This is a genomic window from Paraconexibacter sp. AEG42_29 (assembly GCF_040581415.1).
In the GTDB taxonomy this organism is placed as follows: Bacteria; Actinomycetota; Thermoleophilia; order Solirubrobacterales; family Solirubrobacteraceae; genus Paraconexibacter.
This window is the reverse complement of record NZ_CP114014.1, coordinates 5341152-5353939: the sequence shown is the minus strand read 5'-3', so window position 1 is coordinate 5353939 and position 12788 is coordinate 5341152. Positions and strand designations below refer to the sequence as shown.

Here is a 12788-nt window from a genome sequence, read left to right as displayed (position 1 = left end):
TGCGGCTCCGGACCTGTCAGTCGCCTCGTGGGGTGGACAGGGCCTTCGCGGGGGCCACGCCGCCGCCCGGCAGACCCAGCGGCACCGTCATCGGCACGCCGCACACCGGGTCCTCCATCACCGTCACCGCCACGCCGAAGACGTCCTGCACGAGCGCGGCGTCGACGACCTCGGCGGGCGGTCCCGCGGCGTGGAGCCGGCCGTCACGCAGGGCGATCAGGTGGTCGGCGTAGCGGCAGGCCTGGTTCAGGTCGTGGAGCACGAGCGCGATCGTCCGGCCGTCCTGGCGGTTCAGGCGGTGGACCAGGTCGAGGACCTCGATCTGGTGCGCGATGTCCAGGTAGGTGGTCGGCTCGTCCAGCAGCAGGACGCCGGTGTCCTGGGCCAGCGCGAGGGCGATCCAGGCCCGCTGGCGCTGGCCGCCGGACAGCTCGTCCACCGGCCGGTCCTGCAGGTCGGCGACGCCGGTCGCCTCCAGCGCCCAGGCGACCTTGTCACGGTCCTCGCGGCTGGGCGGCCGCAGCGCTTTCCGGTGCGGGAAGCGCCCGCGCTCGACGAGCTCCTTGACCGTGATGCCCTCCGGGGTGATCGGGCTCTGGGGCAGCAGGCCGATGCGGCGGGCGACGTCGCGGGTCTTGAGGCGGTGCACGGCGTCCCCATCCAGGAGCACGGCGCCGGACCGCGGCGCGAGCAGCCGGGCCATGGACCGCAGCAGCGTGGACTTGCCGCACGCGTTCGGGCCGACGATCGCGGTGATCCGGCCGCCCGGGATCAGCGTGGTGAGGTCCGCGACGATCGTGCGGTCCCCGTACGCGAGCGTCAGCGCGTCGACCTGGAGCGGCGCACCGCTGCTGGGACCCTCCGGCATCTGAGGTAAGGGTAACCTAACGCCGGTGCGCGTCCTGTCCGCCCTCCTTCGCTTCGTGCTCACGCTCGTTGTCGTGGTGGTCTGTGCCGCTGTGGCCGGCGCGGCAGGGCCCGCGACGGCCGTCGCTGCGGAGAAGGTCCGCTTCGGTGTCGCGGTCGACCCGGCCGTGGGCGGGACGGCGGCCGCGCCGTCGCCGGTCGCTGCGCGGCTCACGCTCGCGGTGGGCAGCCAGGACCGCCCGCCGGCCGAGGCGCGCGAGCTGGCCGTCGCGTTCCCGCAGGGCTTCACGTTCACCGGCGTGCGGGCGGCCGTGTGCGATGCCGAGGACCTCGGCGTCCGCGGGCCGACGGCCTGCCCGTCCGGATCGCAGATCGGTGCCGGTCAGGCGAGCTTCGTCTACCTGCCGTCGTCGCTCCGCATCCGCGGGACGACGGACGCGATGGCGCTCTATGCGGCCGGTCCGGGCAAGGTCCTGCTGTACCTCCACGTCACGCAGCCGACGACGCTCGCCTTCGTCTTCCCGGGGACGGTCACCCCCGGCGACGCGGCGTCCGGCCCGGTCGTCACCTTCGACCTGCGCGAGGTCGCGGACGCGTCCACGGGGACGACCTCCCTGACGCAGGTCACGCTCGACCTGCCGCGCGGCGGGCTGGGTGACGCGGGCCAGGCGCCGAAGGCCAAGCGCTACAAGTACTGCCGCGCGGTGAAGGGGACGAGTCGCACGCTCTGCTACACGTGCCGCGGCCGCGGAAAGGCGCGGCGGTGCTTCAACCGCCGGTTCGAGAAGCGCAAGGTGGTCCGGCCGCGGTCCGCCGTCGCCGCTGCCGTCGCTGTCGCGAGGGCGACGCCGCGGTCGGGCGCGATCGGCGGCGGCGGGGGGTCGCCGCCGCCTATGGGGCCGGCCTGGCGAGGTGCGGCCACGCGGGCCGATGCCGCCCTGACGCCGCCGGTGGGCGCGCTGGCGGCGGGGCCGTGCGGGGCGGGCGGCCAGTGGGCGTTCGAGGCGCGGCTGCTGTTCCGCGGCGGGGCCCGGCAGACGGAGGCAGCGACCGTCGCCTGTACGCCGGGGTCGGCGGCAGCGGGCCCGGGCACCGCGCCGGGAACCCCGGCGCTGCCGCCGTGCATGGTCCTCCCGGCGCTCTGCCCGGCGCCTTCTCGACCCTGACCCCGGGTTCCGCCACCGCGGCGGTGGTCAATGTCCGGATGACGGTCGGTTGTGGCGAGCGGCCGTGCTCGATGTGCCACCACACGCCACCCGCGCACGCGGCGGCACATCGACGGCGCGCCGGGCACCACACGGGCCGACCGGCAGCCTGACCCACGGTTCCCCCACCGCCGCGGTGGTCGATCTCCGGATGACGGTCTTACCAGAGCTCCCGTCCCTGACCCCGGGTTCCGCAACCGGGGCGGTGGTCAACGTCCTGATGACGGGGTGTCAGTCCGGCGTCTCGAGCAGCACGACCGCCACCGCCGCCGGGCCGTCGTGGCTGAGCGAGACGTGAATCGCGACATCCGGGCCGAGGGCCTCGCGGACCGCGTCCCGGACCTGGCCGTGGAGGACCAGGGACGGGCGGGACCACGGATCGCTGACGAGCTCGACCTCGCGCAGGTCGAGCTCCCCGAGCTGCGGCGCGCGCCCGAGGCGGCCGACGGACCAGGCCTTCACGAACGCCTCCTTCGCAGCGAACCGTGCCGCGTAGGCCAGGGCCGGCGTGCCCGGGCCCGCCTGGGACGCGGCCTGCTCGCCGGCCGTGAACGTCCCGGCGACGAACCCCGACCCGGGTTCGGTGAGCTGCACGGCGAACGCCGGCACGTCGACGACGTCGATGCCGAGCCCGCGGACGCTCACGGTCGGCCACCGGCCCGGTGCGGCGGCGTCGTCCGGACTTTGGCCACCGCGGGGGTGGGGGAACCCTGGGTCACCTTTGTCGGGGTGGGTAGCGGCCGTCGTCGCCCAGGCGCGCGTCCGGATCCAGGAGCAGGGCCGCCTCCGCCTCGCGCCTATCCGCCGCGTCCCCCTCGCCGGTCCCTGCTCCGTCCCCGCCGCCGCCGAAGCGCCGGTCGCTGCGGCGCAGGTCCTCGCCGTCGCCGAGCATCCGCTCCAGCCGCGCGCGCTCGCCGTCGGCCCGCCGCCGCGCGGCGCGGGTGCGGTATTCGTCCCGGACGGCGGGCGGCACGGCGTCCAGGAAGACGTCCGGGTGGGCGACCGCGACGAGCGCCGAGACGTGCCCGAAGCCGAGGCTCGTGACGACGGCCGCGCGCACCGGGTCGGCCGCGGAGACCCGGAGCGTCGTGTCGCCGAGCGTCAGGCTGGCCCCGCCGGCGACCAGCGGATCGACCGACTCGAGGTTGGGATTGCCGGGGACGATGCCCTCGGCCATCGCCTGCAGCGCGCCGGCCACCTGCCAGGCCGCCGCGCCGCCCTTCGCGTGCCCGGTCACGGCCTTCTGCGAGACCACGAGCAGCGGCCGGCCCGGCGTGCGCCCGAGCGCCGCCTGCATACGCTCGTGGAGGTCGGCCTCGTTCGGGTCGTTCATCTCCGTCGACGTGTCGTGCTTGCTGACGATCCCGATGTCATCGACCGTCAGGCCGTGGCGCCCCAGCGCGCGGGCGAGCGGCGCGTCCGGCCCGCCGAGTGCCGTCGCGAGGATCCCCATCCCCGGCGCCGGGATCGACGCGTGGATGCCGTCCGCCGTCGACTGCGCGTGCAGCAGCACGCCGCGCACCGGCAGGCCGAGGTCCAGGGCGACGTCCCCGCGGACGCACAGCAGCGCGCCGCCACCCTGCGCCTCGACGAACCCGCTCCGCCGCAGGTCGTTCGGCCGGGAGGACTCGGCCGGATCCAGCCCGGCCGCCGCCTGTACCGCGCCGTCCGCGGTCGCGCCCATGTCCGCGAACCCGTGCATGCCCTCGGGCGTCAGGTCGTCGTAGCCCCCGGCGAGGACCGCGTCCGCCTTGCCGAGGCGGATCATGTCGTGCGCCTCCTCGAGCGACACGGCCGCGGTCGCGCAGGCGGCGACGGGGTGCACCATCGAGCCGTACGACCCGACGTATCCCTGCACGACGTGCGCGGCGACCACGTTGCCGAGCGACTCCTGGAGCCGGTCGGTCTGGCGGTCGCGACCCAGCAGGTGGTCGAGCAACAGCCGCCGCAGCGACGCCATCCCGCCCATCCCGGCGCCCTGCGTGTTGGCGACGAGCGCCGGGTGCACCCCGGTCAGCAGCTGCTCGGGCGTCAGGCCGGCGTCCTGGAACGCCGCGTCGCTGCAGGCGAGGTTGACGAGCGCCATGCGGTCGGCGGTGGCGAGCAGGTCGTCGGGGACGCCGAGCAGCCCGAGGTCGAGGCCGTCGGGAAGCTGGCCGACCGTCCGGCGGGTGTGGGGGACGGTCCGCGGGACGCGCACGAGCGATCCGGCCGCCTGGGTGACGGTCCAAGCGGGGCCGCCGTCCTCCGCCGGCGCGATGCGGGTGCGCTCGGGGTCGGCGGCGAGGAACGTCTCCGCCTCCTCGCGGCCTGCGACCTCGAATCGCAGCTCGCGGTCGAGCGGCACCGTCGCGAGCACCGTGAACCCCTCCGGGTCCAGGACGCCGTCGTCGTGCAGCGGCCGCAGCCCGATGCGGCCGCGGACCGCGTCGCGGTAGCGGCCGGCCAGGTCGCCCTCGGCGACCACGGCGCCCGACGCCGCGTCGACCCAGCGGATCGCGTAGCGGTCGCGCTCGGCGCGGACGAGGCCGCACGCCCAGGCGAGCTCGACGACGGCGCGCGGGGACAGCGGCCCGCCACGCTCGAGCTCGGCGCGCGTGCGGGCGCTGCCGCCCGGGCCCAGCTCGCCGGTCCCGACGATCACCACGAGGTCGCGGGGCTCGAGGCGGGGGGACGCGACGGGGCCTGTGTCGGCGATGCCGGTGCCGGTGCCGTCGACGGTCGCGGTCGGGGCGGGCGGCGGCGGGATCCGCGGCCGGACGGCGAAGCCCGTCAGCGGACCGGGCAGCGCGGGCTCGGGCTCCGCGACCGGTCTGACGTCCGTTTCTGGCTGTCCGGACGACAACAAATGGACGTCAGACGGTGTGGGGGCGACCGGCGGCGGTGTGGACCCGGCGGTGCCGGTAGGGACCGCGCCCAGCAACCCGCCCGCACCGGTCGCGTCGGCCAGGCCGCCGGTCAGGTCGACCTCGTAGGGCGCACGCGCGGACGCGGTCCGGACGGCCGGGGACAGCAGTCCCGTCAGCAGCCAGCCCATCTCGTCGGCCGTGAGGGTCCGGATGCCGAGCGCTGCCTCCGCGGTCCGCGCCGCGGGGTCGTTCGCACCCATGAGGCCCGTGCCGCGCACCCAGCCGATCCGCGGCGCGAGCAGCCGCACGCGGCCGCCCCACGTGGCCTGCTCGGCGTGCCAGCGACGCAGGGCGACCTCGAGCGCGGCCTTCGTCTCGCTGTAGATGCCGTCGCCGCCGAACGTCCCGTGGTTCGGGGAGAGCGGCAGCAGGACGGCGGGCGGCCGACCGGGCGACGCGTCCGCGGCCAGGGCGCCGATCAGCCGCTGGACCCCAAGCAGCTGCAGGCGGACGGCCGCCTCGGACGCCGCCCCGGCGGTGTCGAGGTCGCCGGCCGTGGGCAGCGCCGCGAACGGCGCGACCAGGGTGGGCGGGAGCGGGTCGAGCGCCAGCTCGGGCCGGCCACGCCGGGCGCCGCCGGGCTCGCGCAGCCACGCCGCGAGGGCATCGACGTCCGCGAACGAGCCGAGGTTCGCGGGCAGCACGTGCAGGACAGCGCCCGGGGCCGCGGCCGCGCGGTAGAGGTCGCGGTACCAGCGCCGCCGCGCCGCGGTGTCCGTCGAGGTGGTCACCACGACCGTCGCACCGCTGCGCAGGAGGTGGCGGACGAGCGCCGCGCCGATCGAACCCGGGCTCGCGCCGGTCACCAGGGCACGCTCGTCGCGCAGGTCGGGGGCGGTCTCGAGGGCGCTCGCGAGCGCGGCGGCGAGGTGCTCGTGGCCGGCGGCGACGAGGCGGTCCAGCAGGTCGGCCGGACGCGCCGCGTCGGGACTGCCGTCCGCGCCGAGCCCCGCCGGTGGCAGCGGGGTCGCCCGCGGGACGGCCGCCGCACGCAGGGCGACGGCGACGTCGGGACGGCCGAGCTGCGCGGCGCGCTCGGCCAGGTGCAGCGCCGAGCCGGTCAGCACCGGGTCCGCGCCGTGGAGCGCCAGCTGCGCGACGGCGTGCGTGAGCCCGTCCCGGTCGAGCCGGTCGTCCAGAGCGGCGTGGTAGGCGCGGACGAGGTCCCAGCGGGCCGTCGCCCCGGCGTCGTCGAAGCGGACGTGGCGGCGCGCGTCGAACGCCGGCGCGACCTCGTCCGCGCGGCCCGTCCCGAGTTCGGCATCGAGGACGGCCAGCCGTGCGCGGTCGGCTGCGGCGTCGTCCGCCGGAGCCGTGGGCGGCGCCCCGTCATCGGCATCGCCGTCGAGCGCCGCCACCAGGTCGTGCGCCGCGGCGCGGACGGCCTGCTCCACGCGGGTGAGGGCCGCCGGGTCGACCGCCGCCGACGCGCTCGGCGCCGCGGCCGCGAAGGGTCTCAGGACGATGCCCAGGTCGTCCGCCAACAGCGCGACAGCCCCGTCAAGGTAGGTACGCGCGTCGGCCGGACTCGCGGGCAGGTCGTCCGCCAGCCGGCCGAGCGGCCCGCCGCGCGCGGACGCGCCCTCGCGGCTCTCGAGGGCAGCGACCGCGAGGGCCTGCTCGGTGAGGCCCGGCCCGAGGCCCCACCGCACACTCAGGTGCTGAGCCGCCTGCGGCCGTCCGAGCCCGGAACGACCGAGCGCCCGGGACAGCCCGGCGGCCATGACCTCGCGCAGGTACGGCCCCGGGAACCGGTAGGACGCGTGCGCCGCAAGCGCTTCGACGAGCTCGCCGACCGTCTGGCGCTGCACGCCCTCCGCGCCGGACAGCGCGAGCTCGCGGCCGATGTCGATCAGGACCTGGTTGCGCCGCGAGGAGACACCCTGGAACAGCTGGTCGATGGTCTCCGACCCGTCGAGCTGGTCGGGGCGGACGCGGGCCTGCGCGGCCAGTGCGAGCCGGAGCGCGAGCCCGGCGTGCAGCGGCTGGTCGGCGACCGGTCGGGCGGGGGCACCGGCCGGCCCCGCGGGCCGACCGTCGGTTTCCCCGCCGCCTGGTGTGGGGGAATGGACGTTCGAGGCGGAGCCGGACGATCCCGCGCGTTGACCGTCGGTTTCCCCGCCGCCTGGTGTGGGGGATTGGACGTTCGAGGCGGAGCCGGACGATCGCGCGCGTTGACCGTCGGTTTCCCCGCCGCCTGACGCGGGGGAACGGACGCTCGGTGCCGCGGGGGGACGGCCCGTGTCAGAGGCGACGCTCAGGCCGGCGTCGACCTCGACCTCGACAGGCGGCTCCTCGGCGTCCAGCACCGCGGTCCGGTCGAGCTCGCTGTGCAGGATCACGGCCGGCGGCTCGCCGCCCGCGTGCGCGAGAGTCGCGCGGGTCAGGCCCGTCAGGACCGGCGCGGCGGCCGGCCCGACCTCGACGATGCGCGTGACGCCGAGGCCACCCGTCGCGGCCGGCCCGGTGAGGGCGTGCACGCTGTTGATCCACTGCACCGGCGCGGCCAGTTGGTGCGCAAGCAGGGCGATCAGCAGCCCGCGCGCGAGGTCGTCGGGGCCGGCGGCCGCGTCGAACGCCTCGCCGGTCCGCGCCGCGACGTCCGCCACGAACGCCGGCTCGAGGGTGAACGGCCGGCCGACGAGGTTCGGCACCCAGCGGTCGACGAGGCGGCGATGGTCGACCGCCCCGACCAGGTCTTCCAGCGCGGTCCGCAGGTCGGCGACGGCGGGCTGCAGCACCGACGAGTGGAACGGCACGTCGATGCCTGGCACCACGAGCACGGCCCGCGCACCGACGCGAGCCACCAGCGCGTCGAGCGCGGCCCGGTCGCCCGCGACGGCGTACTGCTGGCCGAGTGCGTTGTGGTTGACGATCTCCAGGACGGCACCGGTCCGCTGCGCGATGTCCGCGACCAGGGCGGCCAGCGTGGTGGGGTCCAGGTCCGTCGTCCGCGACGGGTCCACCACGGCGAGGCCGAACGCGGACCGCCCCGCAGCGTCGCGCGGGACGTGCCGCTGCATGGCCTCTCCGCGCCGGTAGACCAGCTCGAGCGCGGCCTCCAGGTCGAGCACCCCAAGCGCCACGAGCGCCGAGAACTCGCCGACGCTGTGCCCTGCGGCGACCGGCGGTCCGTCGTGGGAGACGACCCCCGCATCGGTCAGCTCCGCCGACTGGGCGGCCGCGAGGGCGACCAGTGCCGGCTGCGTCAGCTCGGTCCGGAACAGCACGCCCTCCGGGTGGCGGACGACGGTCCCGTCGTCGCGGCGCAGCGCCGCCGGGTTGCGTTCGACGACATCCAGCAGCGGCACGCCGAATCGGCTGCGGAGGAAGCGATCGGCGCGGTCCCAGACGGCGCGGGCAGCGCGCGAGCGGTCCCGGCTCTCGCTCCCGAGCCCCGGTCGCTGGACCCCCTGGCCCGGGAAGACGAGCGCGGTGGCCTCGGGCAGCACCTCGGCCTCGGCCGCGGCCACCAGCACGCCGTCGGCCTCGACCCGGACGGCGACGACCCGCCGCCCGTCGCGGACGCCGACCCGCTCGGCGGTCAGGTCGAGCAGCGCGTGCGGGAAGACGGGCGCGACGAAGCGGACGTGCCACGACCGCACACGCGCCGGGTCGCCGCCGCAGACCGCGTCGACCAGGAACGCCCCGGCCCGCGCGGCGGTCCACGCCCCGTGCACGACCGGACGATCGATGCCGGCAAGGCGCGCAGAGAGGACCGAGCGGTGCAGCGGGTTGTGGTCGCCGCCGACCCGGGCGAAGGCCCCGCCGGTGTCGGGCGCGACGTCCTCGGCCCGGGCGAGCACGAGCGCGGGGCGTGCGGTGCGGGGGCGGTCCGCGTCGACTCCGGGACCGGGACCGGGGGCCGGATCTGGCCCGTTCGGTGTCGCGCTGGCGACAGACGACGGGCCTGTGGTGACCGGAGCCGGGGCGGACTGGTCGTCGTCAGCGGCCGACGCGTGGGGATCGGGCCTGTCTGGTGTTGCCGGGGCGACCGCAGACGGGCCCGCTGTCCCGTCCGCCGCCGACGACGGCCCGGCGATCCCGCCGCTCGACGACCATGCGCCCGCCCCCGTCCCGAACACCGGACCCGGGGTCCGCACGATCAGGACGGTCTCCACGTCGGCCAGCGGGCCCCGCTCGCCGGCCAGGTGGGCGCGGCACCGGACGGTCGTGGGGGCGTCGGCCGGGTCCTCGACCGCGACGACGCGGACCACGACCGTCCCCGCCTCGTCCACGCGCGGCGGCCACGCGGCCAGCGGCGTGACGGCGTGCTCGGCGTGCAGCAGCGCGCTGAGGTGCGCCGCCAGCGGCGGGCTGCCGAGCAGCCGGCCGAGCGCCGGCCACGCGAGCGTGAAGGCCAGGTCGAGCGGGACGCCGCGGTGGGCGGCGCCGGTCAGCGCGCCGTAGGACGCGGCCAGGCCGGCGGGACACGCCCAGGCCGCTCGGACCCCCGCGCCGAACGGGTCCGCCCCGGGCGCCAGCGGCTCGACGCCCAGGCCGCCCGCGGCGTAGGCGGCCAGCGCCGCCCCGGAGTCCAGCGCCGCGAACCGCCCGTCGCCGAGCGCCCGGAACCGCAGCTGCAGACCACCCGGCGTCTCGTACCGCGACGGGTCGGCCTCCAACGAGGACGACGCGGACGACCCCGTCGGCGCGGACGACCCGAACAGCCCTGACGAACTCACGGACCGGGACACCGCGTCGCTCGCAGTCACCAGCACCACCGACGCGTCGTCCGGCGCCACGCTCACGACCACCTGCTCGCTGCCGCAGCGAGCCACCAGGCGCTCGATCGTCCCGTCGGGCGCCTCGTCCAGCTCCAGCTCGTCCTCGGCGCCGATCAGGCGCAGCAGCGGGTTCGGCGCCGTGCGCGTCCCGTCGGCGACGACCGTCGGCGCCACGCACAGCCCGGCCACCACCCCCGACCGCGTCCCGGCCAGCCGCGCCAGCGCGGACGTCCGCGGCCCCTCGGTGGCCAGGCGGTCGCGGACCGCGACCTGCGCGTCGTCCCCCAGAGCGTCCAGGACACCGTCCTCGAAGCGCCGCAGCAGATCGGCCACCGGCTCGTCCGCGCGGGTGATCCCGGCGACCGCGTGCGGCCCGGGAATGACGAAGACGCCGTCGGCCCCCAGGCGGTCGTCCTGCGCCTGCCACAGCGCGTCGGCCATGTACCAGCGCCGGACCTCGCCGTCGAGGACCGGGACGAACGGGACGGGCTTGCCGGGTCCGTCACAGACCGCCAGCACGTGCGCGACGTCCGCCGGGTCCAGCAGCGTGCTGCCGGCATCGGGGTAGGCGGCGGCGAACGCCGACAGTGCAGCAGCCGGATCGTCGAGGTCGCCGAGGTGCCCCACCGCGGGCACGACGACGCCCTCGTCCACCGGATCCAGCCGCGCCGCGAACCGCCGGTATACGAGCAGCGCCCGCTCGCGCCAGCTCGGATGGCCCCACGCGCCGTCGTCGTAGCGCCCGCCGCGGCCGGTGGCCAGGCGCGCGGTCAGCGCCTCGACCGTCTCCAGGTAGGTCATCCCGCGCAGATCGCCCAGGTACGGCTTCGCGGTCGTGGCCAGCGCCGCGACGATCTCGTCCGCCCGCTCAGCGACGGCCGCGGCATCGCCGGCGACCGATTCGAGCAGGTGCGCCGTCCGCGCCGCGGCGTTGTCGAGCAGGTGGATGTCGGCGTTGAGGTTGCTGCGGGCCGACGTGACGCCGCCGTCGACCGCCCGCCGCGGGACCCACTCCGCGGAGCCCGGCGCCGCCACCAGCGCGGCCTTGACCGCCGGCGACGCCGCGGCCTCCCGGCAGGCCATGGCGACCGTCCCCAGCAGCACGGCGTCCACCGGCATCGCCGGCTCGCCGTGCGCCACCGACCACGCGCCCGTCAGCAGGTCGGCCGCCTCGGCGGGGGTGGCGATCCCGCCGGCCACGCAGAGGACGACGTTCGCCCGGCGGCGCAGGTCGTCGTAGGTGTCCAGCAGCAGGTCCTGCAGGTCCTCCCACGAGTGGTGGCCGCCGCCGCGTCCGCCCTCGAGCTGCACGCAGACCAGGTGGTGCGGCGCCGCGTCGGCGATCGCCAGGACGCGGCCCACCTGCTCGCGCGTGCCCGGCTTGAACGCGTTGGCGTGCATGCCGAGCGCGGTGAGCCGGTCCAGCAGGGCGATCGCCTCGTCGGCGTCCGGGATGCCGGCGGACACGGTCAGCCCGGCGAGCGGTGCGCCCGCGGCCCGCGCCTGCGGCACCAGCGCAGCACCCTCGACGTGCAGGTCCCAGAGGTGGCGGTCCAGCAGCAGCGTGTTGAAGACGAGCTCCCGCCCGGGCTCGAGCAGCTCCTCGAGCTCGGCCAGCCGCCGGTGCAGCGTCCAGCGGTCGGGCTGGCCGCCGCCCGCCAGCTCGGCGGTGTACCCGGCGTTGACGGCGGCAGCGACGATCGGCGCATCCGTCGTCGTCGGCGTCATCCCCGCGAGCACGATCGGCGGCCGGCCCAGCCGCTGCGTGTAGCGCGTCTCCACGTGGCGCCGGCCGTCCGGGAGCTCGACGACGCTCGGCGCGAAGGCTGCGTACTCGAGGTCGCGGCCCGCGGGGACGGCGCCCGCGGTCACCAGGCGCCGGCGGCCCTCGGGCGACGCGAGGCCGAGCGTCCGCACCCCGCTCCCGCGCAGGTTCTCGGCGGTCAGGTGGGCGACCGCGGTCCCAGGCCCGAGGTCCAGCACCCAGTCCGTCTCGCCGGCGGCCAGCGCGCCGCAGACCAGGTCCCAGCGCACGGTCTCGCGGAGCTGCGCGGCGGCGACCGCGGCAGCCAGGTCGGGGTGGGCGCGCAGGTCGCGGGCGTCGCTCCCGGACAGCACCGGCAGCTCGAGGTCGGGGGCGACCGGGAGCAGCCCGCTCCCGCGCAGCCATCCGGCGAAGTCCACCGCAGCCGCGTCCGAGAGCGCGTGGTACGGGACGTCGACGGGCAATGGGCTCCAGGTGAAGCGCAGCGGCGAGCCCCCGCGCCGGCCGGCGCGCTGGGCGGCCTCCTCGTCGCGGGCGAGCCGCTCGAGCTCGTCGCGGAGCACCGTGAGCGCCGCGGGTGGACCGCTGACCACGGTGCGGGTGCGGGTGTTCACCAGCGCGCAGCGGACGGCGTCCTGCGGGCGCAGCCGCTCGTGGTTCAGGCGGGCGACGACGGCCGCAAGCCGGTCGTGGCGGACCCCGCCGACCGCCGCCATCGGCGTGGCGGGAGCGGTGGGGCGCGCGGACGCGCCGGCGGGCGTCGCGGCGAGCGCGTGCACCCCGTGGCCGAGCGCGATCCGCAGGTAACGGGCCAGCCGCGCGTCGTCGACCGCGTCCTCCGGCGCCTCCGCGACGAGCAGTGCGCCGAGCAGGCCGAGGGAGTGCCCGGCCGTCCGGGTGATCGCGCCGGCGGCGACCGCCTCGTGCAGGCCGTCGGTGCGGGCGGCCTCCCACAGCAGCGCCTGCGCCAGCAGCACGAGCGGGGCGGACACCGGCGCGGACCGCAGGTAGTCGGCGTCCGGCGCGCCGTCGGGATCGTCGAGCCAGGCGGCGACGTCGAAGCCGTGGCGCAGCAGCCCGCTGTCGCGCAGCGCCGGCTCGGCGGCCGCGCGCTGCACCGCGAGCGCGCCCCCTTCCAGCAGCGGACGCAGCGCCGGCGCGGTGCGGACGAGCGCGCTCAGCTCGGCGAGCGGGTCCGCGCCCTGGCCCGCGAACGTGAGCGCGGCAGTCGCGTGGTTGTCCCGCAGCCGGGCGACGAGGGACTGCACGGCGGGCATCACCGGGGACGGTTCGGTGATGCTCATCGGTCGGGTGA

4 protein-coding genes are annotated in these 12788 nt (G+C 77.2%); 1 reads left to right on the top strand and 3 read right to left on the bottom strand.

Going from position 1 to position 12788, the window contains the following annotated elements; genetic code table 11:
* Window positions 1-16 precede the first annotated feature (16 nt).
* Window positions 17-868, bottom strand: coding sequence for an ABC transporter ATP-binding protein (locus tag DSM112329_RS25430; protein ID WP_354699370.1), 852 nt, complete (start codon window positions 866-868; stop codon window positions 17-19).
* Window positions 869-893: 25 nt separating this feature from the next.
* Here DSM112329_RS25430 and DSM112329_RS25425 point away from each other — a divergent pair, with 25 nt between their 5' ends.
* Window positions 894-2033, top strand: a complete 1140-nt coding sequence (locus tag DSM112329_RS25425; RefSeq protein ID WP_354699369.1) for a hypothetical protein — start codon at window positions 894-896, stop codon at window positions 2031-2033.
* 270 nt (window positions 2034-2303) lie between these two features.
* On the opposite strand, the gene DSM112329_RS25420 is transcribed toward DSM112329_RS25425, so the two are convergent.
* Both DSM112329_RS25420 and DSM112329_RS25415 read right to left on the bottom strand, forming a co-directional pair.
* Complete coding sequence (locus DSM112329_RS25420; RefSeq protein WP_354699368.1) at window positions 2304-2717, bottom strand: holo-ACP synthase; 414 nt, start codon at window positions 2715-2717, stop codon at window positions 2304-2306.
* A 70-nt stretch (window positions 2718-2787) separates the two neighbouring features.
* A complete protein-coding gene (locus tag DSM112329_RS25415; RefSeq protein WP_354699367.1) occupies window positions 2788-12777 on the bottom strand; it encodes a fatty acid synthase subunit beta domain-containing protein in 9990 nt (3329 codons plus the stop codon).
* Window positions 12778-12788: the final 11 nt, after the last annotated feature.